Genomic DNA, 19,574 nt, shown 5'->3' with positions numbered 1-19,574 from the left:
AGGTGAGAGAAATGGATTTTAGATGGGAAATTGTTATTGAATATTTGCCTTTCTTTATGAGAGGACTCGGATATACAATCCTTGCATCACTGATAGGATTCGTCGTTGGCGCTATCATCGGTCTAGTTATTGGGATGGGTAAAAGTTTGTCCAATCCGATACTTAAATTGCCGTTCACTTGGTATGTGAATATTTTCAGAGGTACACCGCTGCTCGTACAAATTTTCTTAATTCATTTTGCAGTCATGCCTATTTTTATTAAGCCACCAGAACCATTGATTTCACTAATCGTAGCATTGGCGCTTAATTCAGCAGCATATATTGCAGAAATCTTCCGTGCCGGTATTAATTCCATTGATAAGGGACAGCGGGAGGCTGCCTACAGTTTAGGTATGAGTCATGCTCAAGTGCTGCGTCATGTGGTACTGCCGCAGGCGTTTAAACGAATGATTCCGCCGCTTGGAAACGAATTTATTGTACTTGTGAAAGATTCTTCCCTAGGTGCCGTTATTGCAGCTCCTGAATTGTTCTATTGGGGGAAAGTTGCAGTCGGATCTTATTCCAGAGTTTGGGAGCCATACTTGTCAGTTGCTGTTTTATATTTTGTTGTTTGTTTAGTATTATCATATGTACAGAGCTTTTTAGAAAGGAAGTATGCAACAGATGATCAGCGTAAAAAATCTAAAAAAGTCGTTCGGCGAGCTCGAGGTGCTGAAGGACATTAACGTCGAAATACAAGAAAAAGAAGTTGTCGTTGTAATTGGGCCATCCGGTTCCGGCAAATCTACCTTTATTCGCTGTCTCAATCGCATCGAAGATATAACGGATGGCCACGTTTATATAGAAGGAACAGATATATCCAACAAAAAAGTAAACATCAACAAAGTGCGGACGGATGTCGGCATGGTATTTCAGCAGTTTAATCTGTTTCCGCATAAGACGGTGCTGCAAAATATTATGCTGTCACCGATGGTTGTACGTAAATGGAAGAAAAAAGATGCAGAAAACAAAGCGTTGGCACTGCTGCGTAAAGTAGGATTAGAAGACAAAGCGGATGTATATCCCGATTCGCTTTCCGGCGGACAGAAGCAGCGTGTCGCAATTGCCCGTGCATTGTGCATGGAACCAAAAGTCATGTTATTTGATGAGCCAACCTCCGCACTTGATCCGGAGATGGTCGGGGAAGTCTTGGAAGTGATGAAGCAGCTAGCCCAAGAGGGAATGACGATGATTGTCGTTACACATGAGATGGGCTTCGCGCGCGAAGTAGGAGACCGCGTCTTGTTCATGGACGGCGGTTATATCGTCGAAGAAGCTGAGCCGGAAGAAATCTTCAGCAATCCAAAAGAAGAGCGGACACAGGCATTCTTGAGCAAAGTTTTGTAATTGTTCCGTATCGAATCAATAAGGAAAAGCAAAAGCGTGATTCCGGACTGACACATGAGCGATAAGCAATGTGTCAGTCCGGTTCTTTTGTGGAAAGGATAGCTTCCGAGGCAGTTAGTATAGCGCTGTTTTTTCTTTTCAAAAAAAGGTCGTCATATAACCTTACAAGTTTGCTGTCATGCAAGATTCCCTATGCTAAAGTTACATTAAGATTTTCGGGTAACAACGATTGTAACCAACAGGCAGCATTCGTCATGTTCTCGGTTAATCCCTCTCATTTGCAAGCAGGATGCATTGTTCGGCTTGTTCTATAGCTTGTACAGGTGATATGTTGCGTGGCATATCAGACTGTGCAGGCTTTTTTTTATGCATTTTGCAGAAAATAAGAAACTTGTGCTGGACATGCTGTGAATTTGTCATCATTTACCGGGCGTTTGCGTATGATGGGTTTATAGAAATGACAGGAGTGGCGCTATGTATAAATTAAAAGTCGTAGAAGCTAGTAAGATATTCAGACGTGACGGCCAGGAAGTGGTGGCTTTGCAGGAAACAACCATGCAAATCCCTGCGGGGCGTTTTGTCAGTATTATTGGCCCAAGTGGCTGCGGCAAATCGACACTCTTCAATATGATCGCTGGACTTATCAAACCAACCACTGGCGAAATTCTTTTAGACGATAAAAACATTGTCGGTAAAAGCGGTTATGTCGGTTATATGCTGCAAAAAGACTTGCTGCTGCCATGGCGGACGATTCTGGATAATATCATTCTTGGCTTGGAGATTAAAGGAGTGGCAAAGCGAGATGCGAGGAAAAGAGCATTGCCGCTTTTAAAAAGATATGGTTTGCAAGGGTTTGAAGATAACTATCCACCCGAGTTGTCCGGAGGGATGCGCCAGCGGGCGGCTTTGCTGAGAACGCTATTGTATGACCAGGATATTATATTGCTGGATGAACCGTTCGGAGCACTCGATGCACAGACGCGGCTGCAAATGCAGAGCTGGCTGTTGAAAATTTGGGAAGATTTTCAGAAAACAATTTTGTTTGTGACGCATGACATCGACGAAGCAATCTTTTTATCAGATGATATTTATGTGCTTTCCAAACGTCCTGGTAAGCTGAAGGCGAAGGTACATGTGGAGCTGGAGCGGCCGCGAGGAGAGGGGACCCTGCTGTCGGATGAATTTATCACACTAAAGCAAACATTGCTGGATTTGCTTAGAGAGGAACCAGATGAGAATGACACAGCCTGAGAAAAATCGATATATAGAAGATGAGAAAAAACGTCGGCAGCGGATGAAGCGGATTGTAATAGCGGGGCAGCTTAGTCTAGGTATTTTAGTAATTGTTTTGTGGGAAGTTCTTACTCGTTTAGGCGTTATAGATGCTTATTATTGGAGCAGTCCGAGTACCATCTATGAAACTGCTAAAGTTGCACTCTTGGAAGGAACCCTTTGGAGTGATTTAGTTTACACATCACTTGCAACACTGGCGGGCTTTGCCTCGGGTACTTTTTTCGGTTCGTTAATTGGGTTGTCCTTTTGGTGGTCTGCCTATTATTCCAGAATCTCAGAACCTTACTTGATTGCATTCAATGCTATACCAAAAATAGCCCTTGGACCTGTTATCGTTATCTTATTTGGCATCGGTTTTTTTTCAAAGGTGATGCTGGCCTTTTTGATGACAGTAATTGTTACCGCACTTGCAGCGCACAGTGGTATTAAAGCGGTAGATGAAGATTTGGAGAAGCTGCTGTATTCTTTGGGAGCAAAGCGCAGACATGTATTTACCAAAGTAGTTGTGCCGACCGCGATGCCATGGATTGTAAGCAGTTTGCGGATAAATATTGCTTTGGCACTGGCTGGCACGATTGTCGGAGAGTTTATTAGTTCCCGCCAAGGAATTGGACGAATGATCTTGTATGCTGGTCAGATTTTGGATATTGACCTTGTTTGGGTCGGAGTTTGTGTATTGTCCATTTTGTCGCTGCTTATGTACGCCGGGACAGTTAGTCTCGAGAAACTGCTGCTTCGCGGGCAAGAACCAAAACAATAGGAGGTGTCTGTATGAAAAGGTTCCGGTTATTAGGGATTCTGTGCGTAGCTGTTGTGCTAGGTATTCTTGCAGGGTGTACCGGAGGAGAAAAAGAAGAGAAGCTAAAAAAGCTGACGATTGCAGAACCGGTGCATTTGACGGGCTATCTGCCTTTGTACACAGCAATTCATGAAGGATACTTTGAAGAAGAAGGTCTGGATGTAGAAGTTGTTACAGCAACTGGCGGAGCACATGTAACAACAGTTGTGAGTGGGGATGCCTGGGGCAATATAGCTGGTCCAGATTCGAATGCTTTAGCGAATATAGACAGCAATGATCCAATCGTCTCTGTTGTCAATGTTGTGAACCGAGCTAATGTCTATTTAATGGCCGGCGGTGAAGCACCCCCTGCAGGCGCATCAGAAGAAGAGCTGGCTGCTTTTCTGCAAGGAAAAACGATTGCAGCAGGGCGTTTTGGAGGCAGTCCGAATCTGCTTACGCGCTACCTAATCATGGAACTTGGGTTAGAGCCAGGGAAGGATGTTCTGCTTGAGGAACCAGCGGATGCAAGTGCTGTTGTTTCCTTAGTGGAAAACGGGCAAGCAGATATTGCAAATGGAGCAGAGCCGCAAATCTATGATGGTATTGAAAAAGGTGTTTGGGGGGAACCTTTCTATGGATTCCCAAGTTTGGGTGATTATCCGTATTCCGTTATTAGTGTGAAGCAGTCTACGATTGAGGAAGATCCAGAAACTGTACAGAAATTTGTTAAAGCAATAACGAAAGCCTTACAAACTGTCAATGAAGATGAAGAAGTCGGAATGCGGGTATTGAAAGAGGAATTTCCGACAACAGACGAAGCAAGTCTTCAAGCCTCCTTGGACCGGGCATATGCAGATAAGCTTTGGAGTGAGGATGGATATATTACCGAAGAAGCGACCGATAAAACGATGGATGTTGTGACAAAGACAGGGGTCTATAAAGGAGACTATCAATACGAAGAGCTAGTCAATATGGAGTTTGTCGAAGCATTGGAATAATAAGGGCTGGCAACAAGATTGCCAGCTATTTTTTTGGAAACTTCCCAGATGCTTCACCATATAGTAGGAAGGGAAGAAGGGTTGTAATGCTGCTTAAAAGTTTCTACTGTGAAACTTTATTGATATAGTGCATAATAAAAGAAACAGAGATGGATAAGAGGAGGACAATGATGGACGGAAATGTTTTACTGGCTCTAGGTTTAACACTGATGGCTGGCCTCGCCACTGGCATAGGCAGCTTGATGGTATTTTTTACTTCTACTACAAATACGAAATTCCTATCACTCAGTCTCGGTTTTTCGGCTGGCGTGATGATTTATGTCTCGATGGTTGAAATATTCGTCAAAGCAAAAGATTCCCTAACAGGTGCAATTGGCGCACAAGCGGGCAACTGGGCTACAGTTGGTGGATTCTTCGGCGGAATGCTCCTTATTGCTCTAATTGATAAATTAATTCCCAATCAATCCAATCCGCATGAAGGCAAAAAAGTGGAAGATATGGATGATCAAACGCACAATCAGGCCTTGCTCAAAATGGGAACTTTTACGGCACTCGCAATTGCTATTCATAACTTCCCGGAAGGTATCGCTACTTTTACGTCTGCCTTACAAGACCCTTCATTGGGAGTAGCTATTGCCATAGCGATTGCTATCCATAACATACCAGAGGGGATTGCTGTTGCAGTTCCGGTATACTTCGCCACCAACAACAAAAAGAAAGCATTTGGTCTTTCTTTTTTGTCCGGCCTTTCAGAGCCTTTAGGTGCCGTTCTTGCTTTCCTTATTCTAATGCCATTCTTAAATGACGTCATGTTCGGTGTGATCTTCGCAGCGGTAGCAGGCATTATGGTCTTCATTTCACTAGATGGTTTGCTGCCAGCAGCGAAAAAATACGATGAAGGACACACATCTATTTACGGATTAATCAGCGGTATGATGGTAATGGCTGTAAGTTTACTTTTATTTATTTAATTTTGAGAATCGTCTGCTTAAGCGGGCGGTTTTCTTTGTGTATAATAGGAAGAAACAAGAGGAGGTGCCTTCGTGGGGAGTAAGTTAGTAGAGAATAGCAAGAATGTCCTGATCAGCAGTTTGGCGCTGAAGAAAGAAGAAACATTGCTTATTGTAACAGATGATAGCAAGAAAGAACTGGCAGAGGCGTTGTACGCAGCTGGCAGGTCAATTGGCGCCGAAACGCTCATGCTTGTGATGCAGGACAGAGAGAAGTCAGGAGAAGAGCCTCCAAGCGGCGTGGCAGAAGCAATGAAACATTGCGATGTAGCTGTATGTATTACGGAGCATTCCCTAACACATACAACAGCCAAGAAAGATGCAGCAGCAGCGGGTGTTCGCGTCGCAACGATGCCAGGCATTACATATGATATGTTTCTGGAAGGAGCTATCAGCGCTGATTACGATACAGTGGAAAAAAGGACATATCATGTTTCACAAAAATTGGATCAAGCACAAAAGGTTACCATATCCAAAGATGGGGAAACGCTAACCTTTTCTATTCAAGGACGGAATGGTGTAGCTAGCACAGGCGTTTACCGTGAAACTGGGCAATCGGGTAATTTGCCTTCTGGAGAAGCTTATATTGCACCGCTGGAAGGGACAGCATCTGGCCATATTTGGATTGACGGCTCCATTTCTGGTTTGGGGAAAGCAGAAGAGCCAGTACTTCTTACAATCGTGGATGGACGTTTGACAGCTGCCAGCGGTCGGCAAGGAGAGAGGCTGCTTCACATGCTCGGGGAAGGCGAAGGACGCCATGTGGCTGAGTTTGGTATTGGTACCAATGATAAAGCACGAATTACCGGTAATGTATTGGAAGACGAAAAAGTATACGGAACCATCCACATCGCATTTGGCAGCAACAACACATTCGGCGGTACAATTGCGGCAGGCGTTCACATTGACTGCGTCGTAAAAGCACCAACTGTACATCTGGATGACTCGATTTTGATTGAAGCAGGCAATATGGTGAGGCAGGACCAATAGTCTTTTTAATCCGATAAATGTAATAAGCACCCTTTAGGCTGCACGTGTTTAAAACTAGTTCCTATATGTCTGCAGTTCTCCATTAGCATGAACTTCTCGCAAGGAGACTGTGGCCATGCTCGAGGAAAGCGGAGTAATATGCTGAAGTGGTCGTTCGTACACTGCATGTTTCTTAGCTTTTCTAACATTTCGCACAATAAAAGCGCTTACATTTTGTGCAACTGCCAAATAGTAATTACTGGAGAAACAAGGTAAAGTAAGAGTATACAATAAAGGAGGCGCTTACATTGGCAAAGCTACAGTTGAACGGTATCCAAAAGGTCTACGACAAGAACGTTACGGCGGTTGAAGATTTTAACTTAGAGATAGATGATAAAGAATTCATCGTGTTCGTCGGTCCCTCCGGTTGCGGAAAATCGACCACATTACGTATGATTGCCGGCCTGGAAGAAATCTCTGGCGGTGATTTCTATATAGATGGAGAACGAATGAATGATGTGCCGCCAAAAGACCGGGACATTGCGATGGTATTCCAGAACTACGCACTGTATCCGCATATGAACGTATACAATAACATGGCATTCGGCTTGAAATTACGTAAATACAAAAAAGATGAGATAGACAGACGTGTACAGGAAGCAAGCCGTATCCTTGGACTGACTGATTACTTAAACCGAAAACCGAAAGCACTTTCCGGCGGTCAGCGCCAGCGTGTTGCGCTTGGTCGTGCAATTGTCCGAGATGCAAAAGTGTTTCTTATGGATGAGCCGCTCTCCAACTTAGATGCCAAACTCCGTGTACAGATGCGAGCAGAAATCCAAAAGCTGCATCAGCGCCTTCAGACAACCACAATTTATGTTACACATGACCAAACGGAAGCAATGACCATGGCAAGCAGACTAGTCGTGATGAAAGATGGGGTCATCCAGCAAGTAGGGGCACCAAAGGATGTTTACGACAACCCTAACAATATGTTCGTCGGCGGCTTTATCGGTTCCCCTTCTATGAACTTCCTCAACGTTACTATTCAGGAAGGCAAGGCGAAGCTTGGCAATGTGACGTTCCAGCTTCCGCCGGCAAAACGGAAAATGCTGCAAGATGCAGGGTACGGCAATGGAGAAGTTGTGATGGGAATCAGACCAGAACATATTCACGATGCTGACTACGAAGAAAGTCTTGCACATGCACATGAAGTGGAAGCTACGATCGATGTAGTCGAATTAATGGGTGCGGAAAGCTTCTTATATGCAAGTGTTGAAGGAGAAGAATTTGTAGCTCGTGTTGATGCACGCTCGGATATTAAAGGAAAAGATAAACGCACACTCCTATTTGATATGGAACAAGTGCATTTCTTCGATAAAGAAACAGAAGGCCGAATTACAGCACCAAATGCTGCTTCGCAAGTATCCTGACTTTAAAAAGACTGTACCTACTCGGCGGTACGGTCTTTTTTCTGTTAAAATAAGTTAAATGAGCGGGGAGGTAATCAGATGGACAGAAGGTATCCGATTGGGCAGTTTAGTGTAGAAGGAGATATTTCAGCATTACAGACAAAACAATGGATAGAAGAAATAGAACAGCTTCCAAAACAGGTGAGTGAGCTGGTAAACAAGCTTTCAGACCTCGAACTGCAACGTACATACCGAGAACGAGGATGGAATATTAGGCAGCTTGTGCATCATTTGGCTGATAGTCATCTGAATTCCTTTGTACGTTTCAAACTGGCGTTAACAGAAGAAACACCTGTTATAAAACCATACGATGAGGCAAGCTGGGCACAGCTCCCTGATTATGAAATGCCTGTGCAGTCTGCTCTGGACTTACTTGCTTCCATTCATCGCAAATGGGTTGTGTTGCTGCATACGCTCACCCCAGCACAGCTTCAACGAACATTTATTCATCCGGAGACAAGAGAGGAAGTCAGCCTGAAAGAGAATATAGGCATCTATGCTTGGCATGGCCAACATCATTTGGCACATATTCATTTGGCTTTAAAAGATTAACCGAAAAAGCGTCTGGGACATAACTGTTTAAGCAATATAAAAATCCAAACAATACTGCAATTAAAAGCAGCATTGTTTGGATTTTTGCATTGTAAAGAAATATGAGAGCATCGCTTCGGAAATACACTCCGCTTTCCTGCGGGCGGCTGGGGAGCCTCCGTGTATTTCCTACGCTGATTTTTATTATGAGAACCCTTACTAGTGTAGAAAGAATACGTAGACTCCTCGAAAATAAAAAGCGATTTTCTTGTCGGCCTCTACTTCAAAAGCCATTCTTGTCCGACGATAACAGCTAAATTTGGAAAGTAGCAGCTGTCAGAGGGCTGCATGAAAAAGTATGGACCTAGTCATTGTTCGCTTTAAGGATGAATTAATCTTGTTTTGTCCCGCTCTCTTTTTTTATACAGAAAGGGTTTTACTTCATGCAGAGTAAGGAAATAACTAGTAGATACATAAAGGAGTGGATGACGGGATGGAAGCATCGCTGGATGGGAAAGTGGCAATTGTGACCGGAGCAGGCTCTGGTATCGGAAGAGCCGCGGCAGCTATGCTGGCGGCCAAAGGTGTGCGGGTAGGTCTTTTTGATAAGCATGCAGAGACCATAAAGGATGTGGCTGCTGCTATTGAGGCTGCAGGCGGATCAGCAATTGCCGCGACAGTCGATGTTACCGACACTGCACAGTTGAAACAGGCATTTAAACAAACGATTGATCAATTTGGAAAGCTGGATATTGTGTTTGCTAATGCAGGTGTTAATGGGACGCTTTCCCCGATTGAACATTTGCCAGAGGAAGACTGGGATCAGACGCTTGATATCAATGCGAAGGGTACCTTTCTGACACTTCAGAACGACATTCCTTACATGAAAGAAAAAGGCGGAAGTGTTATCATCACCAGTTCAATAAATGGTAATCGTACGTTTTCGGGCTTTGGTATGAGTGCTTATAGTGCCTCCAAAGCAGCACAGACAGCTTTCGGGAAAATGGCTGCACTCGAGCTGTCGTCATATGGTATTCGTGTGAATGTCGTATGTCCAGGAGGCATTGAGACGAACATCGAGGAACGAACAGAAAAAGATACAGCGCATTTAGCGGAGATAGAAATTCCGAAAGTTTTCCCTAAAGGACAGCATCCGCTTAAAGGAGAACCTGGGAAGCCGGAGGATGTAGCGTCCATCGTCTGTTTTCTAGCATCAGACGCAGCTGGTCATATGTCAGGAAGTGTTCTATATGCTGACGGAGCGGAAACACTGCTGTAGCCATGTGCAATCAGATGATTAATAGGAGGAGTACAAGTATATGCATGATGTAATTATTATTGGCGGCGGAATCGCAGGCGTACAAGCTGCCATCCAATTTGGCCGATATAAGCGGGATGTCCTGCTGCTGGATAAACCAAATGATGGGAGATCACATTGGTGTCAAAGCTACCATAACTTAATTGGCTGGCCTGATGGCGTATCAGGGAATCATCTGCTGGAACTCGGGCGAAAACAAATAGAAGCTTATGGGGGTATTCGTGTCGAGCAGCAGGAGGCCGTGGAAGTGGAGAAATGGAAACACGGATTCACAGTTAAAACTGCTGACGGGCAATCGCATGATGCAGCATTGCTTTTGTTTGCTACCGGGATAACAGATCGGATTCCAGTTAAAGATTTGTATCCATTGCTTGGAACGGATGTATATGTTTGTCCTGATTGTGATGGATATGAGATAAGCGGCAAGCGAACGGTTGTCGCAGGTACTGGTGAAGCAGGAGCAGGATTAGCAGTGATGCTGACATATTGGTCGGATGATGTTATTTTCATTAATCATGAAAAAGAACCTGTGAGTGAGGAAACCTTTGAAAAGCTGAAGCTGCATTCCATTGAATATTATGAGCAGCCTATTGAAGAGGTAGTGCTCGATGAAAGTGGCGGATTAGAAGGATTTTGTCTGACAGATGGCGAGAAGCTATGGGCGGAGAAGGCATTTGTCGCATTCGGAAAGAACCGGGTGAATAGTAATATGGCAGCATCTTTAGGTGTGGAGCTTCATAAAAACAATCATATTGAAAACAACCCCCGCACAAAAGAAACGAACGTAGAAGGTGTGTGGGCGGCCGGCGACGTTACTGTGCACTCGGAGCAAGTCAGCATTGCAATGGGAGATGGGATGCAAGCAGCGATTTGGATGCAAAAGAGGCTGCTGAAAATAAAGTGAATGAAAAAGACAGAGCGTTAGGCTCTGTCTTTTTGCTGTTCATATTTTTTTATCGCTTCCAGTACAAGTGTACTGTCTTGGGGCTGCCCGCTAATGCTGGCGAGAGTCGAAGCAGCACCTTCTGACTTGATACGCTCCTGTAACTCAGCTGCTTCATCATCATCAGCTGGATTGAAATGTAAGGCATAAGCAATCGTAGTCAGCAATGCATCAGCTGACTTCCCTTGCTCCAATAAAGCTAGAGCTGGATACACGAGTCTGTCTTTCGGACCAAGCTTACGGATTGGCCCGCGTCCTACACGCGTGACGAGATCCGAAATATATGGGTTTTGATAACGCTGCAGGATTTTTGTAATATAGTGGTTCAATTCGTCTTCCTGGAAGCCCCATTTGTCTTTCAATAATGCACTCGTTTCCTCTAAAGCATGCTTGGCTAATGTTAGAATCTCTTCATCTTTGATAGCCTCGATAATCGTACTATAGCCTTTAGCATACCCTGCATAGGCAATAGCGGCATGTCCTGTGTTAACAGTGAGCAGCTTTCTTTCAATATAGGGATCCAAATTATCGACAAAAGTGATTGCTTCGATAGCCGGAAGCTCACCTTGCCAATTTTTCTTCTCCACAACCCATTCAAAGTAAGGCTCCACTTGTACTGTCAGCAAATCCAGCTGTTCTTGAATTGGAACAATCCGGTCGACTGCTGCGTCACAGAACGATGTGTAGCTTTCAACTTGTTTCTTATCTTGTTCATCAATATGCGACATAACAAATTCGCTTAGTTGGCTGGAGCCGCGAATCATGTTTTCACAAGCAATTACATGAACTGTCTTTGGCTGCTTCGCACGCTGAACAAGTCCTTTTGCTATAACTGGTGCTACATGAGGCAAGATGGACGGCCCAACAGCCGTCGTAATAAGATCAGCTTCAGCAATCGCATTGACGACAGCTTCTTCTTCGGTAGTACTGTTCAAAGCGCTCACCCCGGTAATCGTCTCGGAATGTGCTTCTTCCTGCGCATAAACAACTTCATACTGCTGCTTCTCCTTCAAGGCAGAGATGATATCTGCATTGACATCAGCAAAAGTTACCTGGATATCGGCATGGGAGAGAAGGGCGCCGATAAAGCCTCGTCCGATATTGCCAGCTCCAATGTGTACGCTTTTCATTATGCATCCACCTCTGAGAACATATCTATGATCTCTTGTTTGCTTGTCGCGCTAACAAGCTTATCGATGTTTTCCTCCTCTGAGCAGACAATAGCAATTTGTGAAAGAATATCTAAATGTTCATTATTTTTACCAGCAATGCCGAAGACAAGTTTTACTTCATTTCCTTCAAATGTCACACCCTCTGGCGCTTGAATGACAGAGATACCGGAAGCAATTACTTCATCTTTAGCATCTTCAGTACCATGCGGGATAGCAACAAAGTTACCCATATACGTGGAAGTCAGTGCTTCACGTTCAATCATTTTGTCCACATAGGTTGCGTTAACATAACCATTATCCACAAGAATCTGACCGGCTTTACGAATGGCATCTTCCTGATTTGTTAATTTAGTGTTCATTAAGATATTTGCTTCTTGTAATACTTGCATAATTACCCTCCTAAGTGATCTGTGAATTGCTGGATGTGGGCAGTGAGCAGCTGCGCCAATTCCTTGCTGAGTGCTTCTTGATCTGCTGAGCGTATCAAAGGCTGGATATGCTCTTCTAATATGAGACTTGAGATCTTACTAAACAGCTCGTAACAGCTCAAAGGCAAATTGTCCGGTGCAGCAAGGATGAACAGGCGGTCTGCCTTCATCGCTCGATTATCCATCCCCATAATGGAAATAGGGGAGGATAGCGCCATCATCCAAAATGCAGGCTGTTCTATGTCATTGCTTCGGCTGTGATACAGGGCCATCCTTGTGTCGGGAATACCCATTCCGCCAAGCTCCTCACGGGTTTGCAAAAGCTCAGCGAGTGTTCCTCGTTCTTCGATAATCAACTGTTCAGCAGCCTGCTGGTCTATATATGCAAATAAACCAGTCTGGCTTTGATAAGCTTTATCGATGATAAATCGCTTCCACAATGTGCGTGATACTGCTGCCAGTGTCTGAAGTTCTGCCAGCTTTGGTTCAAAATTAGCTGTTTCCGTCCTTTTAGGTGCTGCTGTCTTGGCGGGTGTTATATGCTTTCGTTTCGTATAGATGGTTGGCAGCTCCTGCTGAATGAATGCATCCATCCGTTTCACATCCGGGGCGGGCAGCAGCGGATTAACATGCAAGTACGGTCTGTTAAATTGATCAAGGCTAATCGTCGATACGAGTAAGTCAAACTGGTCTGGCTCTAGTTCTTTTAATTCTAAGTAAGACGATAATGTGACCTGTGTAATCTCTGGGAATTCATTTTGCAATCTGCTAGCCAGCATTTTGGAAGTGCCAATGCCGCTGGCGCAAACAACTAAAGCGTGAAGCCGCTGTCTGCTGCGCTGCCGCTCAATTGCAGAAGCAAAGTGCAGCGCCAAGAAAGCCACTTCTCCTTGTCCAAAACGAAAGGCAGGAAAGACAGTTTCCAAAGCCTTATGAACTGCTGCAACTACTTCCTTGTAATCGTGTTCAATTTTCTCGGTGAGCGGATTATAAGTCTGAATACCTTCCCGCGCTCGGCTGATGGCGGGTTCAATATGCGCGAGCAGACTGTTGGTAAATGCTTCGTCCTTTTCAAGCTGCGGTAGCTTAGTGGAAGCAGCAACGAGCTGAATGAATGCTTGGACTTGCAGTTCGAATAATGGGTCAGAACGATGCATGGTTTCATTCCGTTTTGCACCTTGAATCTGAACAGCAATACAGCCGATTTCGGATGTGGAAAAGGTAAGAGATAAGTTAGTTTCCAATTCCCTGCTAAGTGCAGCGGCAATCGTATATTCTTCTGTTTTTTGTAAAGATGTCAGCAGCGGAGGGGAGAGGCTGACAAACTGCTCCTGTTTAATCCGCTGAATGGTAATACTGATATACGTGATGAGCGCTACATAAGCATTATCTGCAATCGAGTAAGACAGCTTGGCTATATGATCCATGACATACTTCTCGACTAACGTCATCTGCTGCTCTTTGATAAATTGCTGCAGAAACTGATGTAGGTTTCGTTCTTCATAATCGTTTGTGAATGGATAAATCGATGCTTGATCCAGCTGTTCCATTGTTAGCTGGACAAGCGCTTTTCGTTTTTCGTTTTCTTCGCCTTCCAACTCAACGCCGACACCGCGTCGTCTCGTGATAGTCAGCATGTACTCCGCCAGTTTTGCCTCCAAAGCATCTAAATAAACGGAAACGGCCGTTTTTGACAGCTGTACTTTGTTTGCCAAAAACGCGACTTTAACCGGCTCCGATGCTTTTATTAACAGAAAGAGTAAGTGAAGCAGTCTTTCTTCTTGGGTCGTATCTACTTCAACCGCTTCATGCAGCTGTTCCTGTAAGGCTTCCATCTGAGCAGACTCTCCTTCAACGCGAATGCCAGAACCAGTGACACGAAGTAAAGATAGTTCATACTCGGCAAGTGTCCGTTCCACCTGTTTCAATTCCCGGTGAATAGTTCGAGAGCTGACATGTAATAACTCTGCCAGCTCTCGAATGGAGACGAATTGGTGTCTGGAACGCAGCAATTGCAGGATGATTCTTCTTTCTCTGCTGCTAACCAATTCCAATCAAATCACTCCCTGTTTATTGGTGCTTCTTTAAATTCTCAATCAGTTCAGCATATTTCGGACTGTTCAAGAAGTTTTCGACGGAGATGTGCTCCGCATTTGGCTGTTTGTTACGTGCGCGATCTGTTAAATTCTTTTGTGTGATGACAATATCTGCATCGTCCTGAATGTTAGAGATAGCAGCATTGTCTACATGAACATCCAATCCTGCGTCTTTCATTTTCTTACGCAGAAGGGAAGCGCCCATTGCACTGGAGCCCATTCCAGCATCACAAGCAAAAGTAATCTTGTTTACATTGCTGTAATTGAAAGTCTCACTGCTATTGTCTGTATGTTCTGGAGCTGTATCCAAATTCTCAGCAGCATCATCTGCTGCACCGCCAGACTGGTTAATGCCAACTGCAGCTGCAGGCTTTGTGCCTTTCATTTCTTTTGATTTCGCAGTTGCTTCTTCGATGTCTGTTGCTGCTTTTTTACTGCTTTTCAGAATAACAGACGCAATGACAAATGATACGGCTGTGGCAACGAGAATACCTAATGCCAAACCGAGGTAATCACCTGGTTTACCAATTAAGAAGATAGCAATGACGCTCCCTGGTGATGCCGGTGAACCTAGACCAGCATTTAGTAAGCTGAAGGTAAGTGTACCTGATACACCACCGCCAATTGCTGCCACAATTAAAGCAGGCTTCATTAAAATATACGGGAAGTAAATCTCGTGAATACCACCAAAGAAATGGATGATAGCTGCACCTGGTGCAGAAGCTCGAGCGCTGCCTCTACCAAATAGCATATATGCAAGCAATATACCCAGACCAGGTCCAGGGTTTGTTTCTAGTAGGAACAGGATTGATTTACCTGTCTCAATTGCTTGTTCCGATCCAATAGGTGTAAAGATACTATGGTTGATTGCGTTGTTTAGGAACAACACTTTTGCTGGTTCAATCAAGATATTAACAAGCGGCAGAAGGCCAAGTCCTACAAGCCAGTCTACCCCAGAAGCTAAAGCATCTGTTAAGCCCTCAATTAGCGGACCAACAAAATAGATAGCGCCAATTGCTAAAGCACCACCGATAATACCGGCAGAGAAGTTGTTAACGAGCATTTCGAAACCGGAACGTACTTTGCTCCCAATGTACTGGTCAAAGAGCTTGATGGCGTACCCGCCAAGCGGACCCATTGCCATTGCTCCTAAGAACATCGGTGTATCCGGTGAACCTACAATTGCACCCATGGTAACAATTGCCCCGACGACCCCGCCTCGAATATCGTGTACAAGACGACCACCGGTGAAACCGATTAGTAAAGGTAAAAGATAAGTAATGGATGGATCTACAATTGCTGCGATTGTTTCATTAGGAAAATATCCATCAGGAATAAATAAAGCAGTAATAAGACCCCAAGCAATAAATGCGCCGATGTTCGGCATTACCATGCTGCTTAGATAGGAACCGAACTTTTGAATACGAGCGCGGACACTGGTTTTGTCCTGTGCCATGCTGTTTCCTCCTTTTATAAAAAACAAAGTAGTTTGTAAGTGCTTACTTCTATCTTACGTCTCGTGTATGCGATTTCACAACAGAAACAAACACCACCTTTGTCACATGTATTCCTGCCAATGGTGTCTAATGTTATGTATGTAGCTTAGGTAGAAGGCCGCATCTTATACTGTCGAATAGAAATAGGACACTTTTGTTACTATTAGCCTTCTCAACTGGAAAAGAAACGTAAAGTTTATTAAAAAAAGATACAGATTTCTGGAATGTATCCGATATAAGGAGTAATCAAACTAAATTAGGAGAATGGAAATATGGATAAGTCTTCACTAATTGGTATCATATTAGGCCTGGTTGCGGTTGGTGTCGGGATGGTGTTAAAGGGTGTCAGTCCTGCTGCACTTGTTAACCCTGCCGCCATACTGATCATTCTAGTCGGTACGGCTGCATCCGTAACTCTAGCCTTCCCAGGCAACGAATTAAAACGATTTCCGAAGCTGCTCGGTGTTGTATTTAAAAGCAAACAGCAATTTAATACGAAAGATCTTGTGAGCATGTTTTCTGAATGGTCTCAAATCAGCAGAAAAGAAGGATTGCTGGCATTGGAAAGCAGTACACGTGATGTAGAGGACGACTTTCTTCGTAACGGTTTAAGCATGGCTGTCGATGGAGAATCACCAGAATATATCCGAAATGTGCTGAATGAAGAAGTAGATGCCTTAGAAGACCGTCATGCAATTGGCGCTGCTATTTTCACACAGGCAGGTACTTATGCACCCTCACTCGGTGTATTAGGCGCTGTTATTGGTCTAATTGCAGCACTTGGCGACATATCAGATATTGATAAGTTAAGCCACGCTATTGCAGCAGCTTTCGTTGCCACGTTGATGGGTATTTTCATGGGGTATGTTATTTGTCACCCAATTGCTAACAAGCTAAAGCGAAAAACGCAGCAAGAAGTGCAGCATAAGCTGTTAATGGTTGAAGGAATTCTTTCTATTTTGGAAGGTGAAACGCCGCGAATGCTTGAGCAAAAGCTGCTAGCTTATCTGCCGAGCAAAGAGAAAGCTGAGTTTGGCGATGCAGAAGAGGAAGTAGCGGTATGAGCAGGAAGCGCAAGCACAAAAAACACGAAGAACATGTCGACGAATCTTGGCTTCTTCCTTATGCGGATCTTCTGACACTGCTGCTGGCGCTTTTTATCGTCTTATTTGCAACAAGTTCCATCGATGCGCAGAAATTCAATAAGATATCCGATAGCTTTAGCAGTGTTTTGCATGGCGGAGAGGGTTTATTAGAATCAAATACGAGCATGACGCCCGGAAATGAGACAAGTTCTACAGTGATTGACCAGAATAACGAAGAAGAGAAGAAAGATAAAGAAACACAAGAGGCTGCCGTAACGCAAGAAGCCGTCAATGAAGAAGCAGATGAAGCTAATCTTGAAGCGGCAGAACGGGAAGAACTGCAAAAGATTCAAGAGAAGATTGAAACCTATATTAAAGATGAGGACTTGAGTAATAAGTTTTCCACGGATTTAACAGATGAGGGACTGCTGTTAACGATTAATGATAATGTCTTATTTAATTCCGGCAGCAGTGAAGTCAGTGTAAAAGATGAAGAAATCGCCAGAGAGATTTCTGATTTGCTCGTAATGGACCCACCTCGAGAAGTGATTATTAGCGGACATACAGATGATGACCCAATTAGTACATCTACCTATCACTCTAACTGGGAGCTCAGTGTCATGCGTTCCGTTAATTTCATGAAGGTTGTATTAGAGAATGACAAGCTAGATCCGCGTTGGTTCAGCGCTAAAGGGTATGGAGAGTTCAAACCAATTGCCTCAAACGATACAGCTGGAGGCAAAGAGAAAAATCGTCGTGTGGAAGTATTAATTCTTCCGCGAACAGCAAAGACCGAATAACAGTCCTGGCGGGCTGTTATTTTTTTAATTTAATGTTATGAAAATGCTTACAATAGAATAGTGGAATAAGGTAGGATTGAGTTAGGGTAATTTGTGAAATAATAGGTAATGAGCAGGATAGAACGGAGGAAATTAGATGATCACGAAAGAATCTTTACCGCAGCCGGTGAAAGAGGCCTCTGAACGTAATCGGCAGCAGCAGGATGAACGGATGGACTTATGCCCCGCAGTTTATAAGGAGAATAAAATTCCGTTGCATTATTATTTTGTATATATGCCTAGCAATGAACGATTACTTGTCGCAGAAGACGGCAGAGTGCCGGCAGAACATGAAGTAGAGGAATTGGCCGGTCGGTACTATCGATATATGACGAGCGTACAGACGATTCGGCGTTTGACTTCTGATAATGGAGTCAAGCTGACGGATAAGCGTTACCATACGTTCCAGGACTTATTGGAGAATGTTGAAAAAAACGTCATGCATTTAGCGACAGAGATGATTCAGCAATCGTTTGCTCAGTTCTCTGATCTATTGCATACAATTCGGGAACAGCAGTTAATTATATTGAAACATACCGACGAAGCAGAGAAGCTAATGAACGATACTATTGAAAAAGGTACGTTTACAACAGCAGAGCAAGAATTAATGGAGAAGCATGTGAATCAAGTTATACAAGCACAATACACAATTGCGCAGAAGAAACAGGAAACGATGGACAGTCAAGCAGAGGTATTTGAATTCTTTAAAGAAGAAATGTGGCTGGATTTGAAGTTGATGACGTACTATGTTCGACTTCGCTACTTACGAAAAGAACTTTGGAACGAAGACGAAGCTGTCATGAAAAATCCTGACAGTCCAGCATTGCTGCCGGACAGTCAGGATGATCAATTTGATGCTTTTATTAAACATAAACTGCGAAATGAAAGAAAAATCTAGCTTAAAGGCACGGCTTTCGGCTTGCGGTTTTCAAATTGATAAATATGAGTGAAACCGCATTGCCGCGCAATTTGCGCGGCTTCTTTTATTCCAGCGCCGACTGTTTCTGCTTTATGAGAATCCGACCCAAGTGTCAAAATTCGGCCGCCTAATTCGTGATAAAGCGATACGATTCGCGGAGTCGGCATCGCTTCACCAAGTGAGCTGCGCATGCCGGACGTATTGATTTCGATCCCAATACCACGCTGTATCGCTTTTTCCAGAATAGCAGCGATTTGATCTTTGTGCTGCTCAAAAGAATAAATGCCATGACCTTCTTGAACAGCATATCGCTTCATCAAATCAATATGTGCCAAAACATCGATATCTGCATCGGATACAAGCTTGTACATCTCTGTAAAATAGTCTTGATAAAATGTCTCTGGATTAGCGCGCAGATGCAGACGCAGCTTCTGGTTGCCGATATTATGCACAGAACCCATGATAAAATCAAAAGGAACAGGCTGAAGTGCTTTTTCATAGATATCCATCATCAAATGCGGTTCGCACAGCTCAATTCCCATTTTGATGGACAACTGATCGCCAAATTGTTCCTGTGATGCAGCAATGTCTGCTTGATATTTAGTGAAATCCATATGACCATAGGTAGGCGCCAAAGGATTAACAGAATAATGTTCAGTGAAACAAATCTCTTTAATACCTTTACGGATTGCTTCCTTGCAGACATCTTGCATGACTGCTTTAGAATCAATCGAATTGTTCGTGTGATGATGGTAATCCATATACATGTCGCTAATCTGCCTTCTTTCCGTTTCGTACGTATTACGTTATCCACTTGTGGATAACAGCCACGGAATAG

At 43.9% G+C, this 19,574-nt stretch carries 19 protein-coding genes; 14 read left to right on the top strand and 5 right to left on the bottom strand.

From position 1 onward, the window contains the following. The first annotated feature begins 11 nt into the window (after positions 1 to 11). The 11 genes from KS242_RS15185 (at position 12) to KS242_RS15135 (ending at position 10,662) form a co-directional block, all read left to right on the top strand. Positions 12 to 725, top strand: coding sequence for an amino acid ABC transporter permease (locus KS242_RS15185; protein ID WP_217322105.1), 714 nt, complete (start codon positions 12 to 14; stop codon positions 723 to 725). After that, entirely contained in the window at positions 664 to 1,386 is a 723-nt protein-coding gene (locus tag KS242_RS15180) for an amino acid ABC transporter ATP-binding protein (RefSeq protein ID WP_217322104.1), read from the top strand. Before KS242_RS15185 ends, KS242_RS15180 begins: the two co-directional genes overlap by 62 nt. 474 nt (positions 1,387 to 1,860) lie before the next feature. After that, positions 1,861 to 2,637, top strand: coding sequence for an ABC transporter ATP-binding protein (locus KS242_RS15175; RefSeq protein ID WP_217322103.1), 777 nt, complete (start codon positions 1,861 to 1,863; stop codon positions 2,635 to 2,637). Next, entirely contained in the window at positions 2,624 to 3,439 is an 816-nt protein-coding gene (locus KS242_RS15170) for an ABC transporter permease (RefSeq protein ID WP_217324187.1), read from the top strand. Before KS242_RS15175 ends, KS242_RS15170 begins: the two co-directional genes overlap by 14 nt. 11 nt (positions 3,440 to 3,450) lie before the next feature. Further along, on the top strand, positions 3,451 to 4,458 hold the full coding sequence (locus KS242_RS15165) for an ABC transporter substrate-binding protein (RefSeq protein ID WP_217322102.1): 1,008 nt from the start codon (positions 3,451 to 3,453) through the stop codon (positions 4,456 to 4,458). A gap of 170 nt (positions 4,459 to 4,628) precedes the next feature. After that, positions 4,629 to 5,429: a zinc transporter ZupT gene (gene zupT, locus KS242_RS15160; RefSeq protein ID WP_077306828.1), complete on the top strand. Its 801-nt coding sequence runs from the start codon at positions 4,629 to 4,631 to the stop codon at positions 5,427 to 5,429. A gap of 72 nt (positions 5,430 to 5,501) precedes the next feature. Beyond that, on the top strand, positions 5,502 to 6,458 hold the full coding sequence (locus tag KS242_RS15155; protein WP_217322101.1) for an aminopeptidase: 957 nt from the start codon (positions 5,502 to 5,504) through the stop codon (positions 6,456 to 6,458). Between the two features lie 287 nt (positions 6,459 to 6,745). Then, the gene (locus KS242_RS15150) at positions 6,746 to 7,870 is read left to right on the top strand and encodes an ABC transporter ATP-binding protein (protein ID WP_217322100.1); all 1,125 of its coding nucleotides are present in this window, start codon (positions 6,746 to 6,748) and stop codon (positions 7,868 to 7,870) included. Between the two features lie 78 nt (positions 7,871 to 7,948). Then, a complete protein-coding gene (locus tag KS242_RS15145) occupies positions 7,949 to 8,461 on the top strand; it encodes a YfiT family bacillithiol transferase (RefSeq protein WP_217322099.1) in 513 nt (170 codons plus the stop codon). Between the two features lie 472 nt (positions 8,462 to 8,933). Continuing rightward, on the top strand, positions 8,934 to 9,719 hold the full coding sequence (locus KS242_RS15140; protein WP_217322098.1) for an SDR family oxidoreductase: 786 nt from the start codon (positions 8,934 to 8,936) through the stop codon (positions 9,717 to 9,719). 40 nt (positions 9,720 to 9,759) lie between these two features. Beyond that, positions 9,760 to 10,662 (top strand): NAD(P)/FAD-dependent oxidoreductase, encoded by a 903-nt coding sequence (locus KS242_RS15135; RefSeq protein WP_217322097.1) that lies wholly within the window; start codon positions 9,760 to 9,762, stop codon positions 10,660 to 10,662. Between the two features lie 17 nt (positions 10,663 to 10,679). On the opposite strand, the gene KS242_RS15130 is transcribed toward KS242_RS15135, so the two are convergent. The 4 genes from KS242_RS15130 to KS242_RS15115 are packed head-to-tail and all read right to left on the bottom strand — an operon-like array spanning position 10,680 to position 15,853. Beyond that, a complete protein-coding gene (locus KS242_RS15130) occupies positions 10,680 to 11,831 on the bottom strand; it encodes a mannitol-1-phosphate 5-dehydrogenase (RefSeq protein ID WP_217322096.1) in 1,152 nt (383 codons plus the stop codon). Then, on the bottom strand, positions 11,831 to 12,262 hold the full coding sequence (locus KS242_RS15125; RefSeq protein ID WP_217322095.1) for a PTS mannitol transporter subunit IIA: 432 nt from the start codon (positions 12,260 to 12,262) through the stop codon (positions 11,831 to 11,833). The genes KS242_RS15130 and KS242_RS15125 overlap by 1 nt, the downstream gene beginning before the upstream one ends. 2 nt (positions 12,263 to 12,264) lie before the next feature. Further along, positions 12,265 to 14,355 (bottom strand): BglG family transcription antiterminator, encoded by a 2,091-nt coding sequence (locus tag KS242_RS15120; RefSeq protein WP_217322094.1) that lies wholly within the window; start codon positions 14,353 to 14,355, stop codon positions 12,265 to 12,267. Between the two features lie 16 nt (positions 14,356 to 14,371). Further along, complete coding sequence (locus KS242_RS15115; RefSeq protein WP_217322093.1) at positions 14,372 to 15,853, bottom strand: PTS mannitol transporter subunit IIBC; 1,482 nt, start codon at positions 15,851 to 15,853, stop codon at positions 14,372 to 14,374. Between the two features lie 312 nt (positions 15,854 to 16,165). Here KS242_RS15115 and motA point away from each other — a divergent pair, with 312 nt between their 5' ends. The 3 genes from motA (at position 16,166) to KS242_RS15100 (ending at position 18,715) form a co-directional block, all read left to right on the top strand. After that, positions 16,166 to 16,957, top strand: coding sequence for a flagellar motor stator protein MotA (gene motA, locus KS242_RS15110; protein ID WP_217322092.1), 792 nt, complete (start codon positions 16,166 to 16,168; stop codon positions 16,955 to 16,957). After that, positions 16,954 to 17,778, top strand: a complete 825-nt coding sequence (gene motB, locus KS242_RS15105; protein ID WP_217322091.1) for a flagellar motor protein MotB — start codon at positions 16,954 to 16,956, stop codon at positions 17,776 to 17,778. The genes motA and motB overlap by 4 nt, the downstream gene beginning before the upstream one ends. Before the next feature lie 136 nt (positions 17,779 to 17,914). After that, positions 17,915 to 18,715, top strand: a complete 801-nt coding sequence (locus KS242_RS15100; RefSeq protein ID WP_217322090.1) for a hypothetical protein — start codon at positions 17,915 to 17,917, stop codon at positions 18,713 to 18,715. On the opposite strand, the gene KS242_RS15095 is transcribed toward KS242_RS15100, so the two are convergent. Then, positions 18,712 to 19,503 carry a histidinol-phosphatase HisJ family protein gene (locus KS242_RS15095; protein WP_217322089.1) on the bottom strand — a complete coding sequence of 264 codons (792 nt, stop codon included), beginning with the start codon at positions 19,501 to 19,503 and terminating at the stop codon, positions 18,712 to 18,714. The genes KS242_RS15100 and KS242_RS15095 overlap by 4 nt on opposite strands. Between the last annotated feature and the right edge of the window lie 71 nt (positions 19,504 to 19,574).

The sequence above is a fragment of the Terribacillus sp. DMT04 genome, from assembly GCF_019056395.1.
GTDB classification, from domain to species: domain Bacteria; phylum Bacillota; class Bacilli; order Bacillales; family Amphibacillaceae; genus Terribacillus; species Terribacillus aidingensis_A.
The sequence above is the reverse complement of the archived record's forward strand: the minus strand, read 5'-3'. Positions and strand labels throughout refer to the sequence as shown.

Bases quoted from the DNA above. Each gene is read 5' to 3' on its own strand.
- motA (WP_217322092.1), top strand. From the start codon at position 16,166: ATGGATAAGTCTTCACTAATTGGTATCATATTAGGCCTGGTTGCGGTT.
- KS242_RS15185 (WP_217322105.1), top strand. From the start codon at position 12: ATGGATTTTAGATGGGAAATTGTTATTGAATATTTGCCTTTCTTTATG.
- zupT (WP_077306828.1), top strand. From the start codon at position 4,629: ATGGACGGAAATGTTTTACTGGCTCTAGGTTTAACACTGATGGCTGGC.
- KS242_RS15130 (WP_217322096.1), bottom strand. From the start codon at position 11,831: ATGAAAAGCGTACACATTGGAGCTGGCAATATCGGACGAGGCTTTATC.
- KS242_RS15140 (WP_217322098.1), top strand. From the start codon at position 8,934: ATGGAAGCATCGCTGGATGGGAAAGTGGCAATTGTGACCGGAGCAGGC.
- KS242_RS15125 (WP_217322095.1), bottom strand. From the start codon at position 12,262: ATGCAAGTATTACAAGAAGCAAATATCTTAATGAACACTAAATTAACA.
- motB (WP_217322091.1), top strand. From the start codon at position 16,954: ATGAGCAGGAAGCGCAAGCACAAAAAACACGAAGAACATGTCGACGAA.
- KS242_RS15115 (WP_217322093.1), bottom strand. From the start codon at position 15,853: ATGGCACAGGACAAAACCAGTGTCCGCGCTCGTATTCAAAAGTTCGGT.
- KS242_RS15180 (WP_217322104.1), top strand. From the start codon at position 664: ATGATCAGCGTAAAAAATCTAAAAAAGTCGTTCGGCGAGCTCGAGGTG.
- KS242_RS15135 (WP_217322097.1), top strand. From the start codon at position 9,760: ATGCATGATGTAATTATTATTGGCGGCGGAATCGCAGGCGTACAAGCT.
- KS242_RS15170 (WP_217324187.1), top strand. From the start codon at position 2,624: ATGACACAGCCTGAGAAAAATCGATATATAGAAGATGAGAAAAAACGT.
- KS242_RS15165 (WP_217322102.1), top strand. From the start codon at position 3,451: ATGAAAAGGTTCCGGTTATTAGGGATTCTGTGCGTAGCTGTTGTGCTA.
- KS242_RS15100 (WP_217322090.1), top strand. From the start codon at position 17,915: ATGATCACGAAAGAATCTTTACCGCAGCCGGTGAAAGAGGCCTCTGAA.
- KS242_RS15145 (WP_217322099.1), top strand. From the start codon at position 7,949: ATGGACAGAAGGTATCCGATTGGGCAGTTTAGTGTAGAAGGAGATATT.
- KS242_RS15175 (WP_217322103.1), top strand. From the start codon at position 1,861: ATGTATAAATTAAAAGTCGTAGAAGCTAGTAAGATATTCAGACGTGAC.
- KS242_RS15095 (WP_217322089.1), bottom strand. From the start codon at position 19,503: ATGTATATGGATTACCATCATCACACGAACAATTCGATTGATTCTAAA.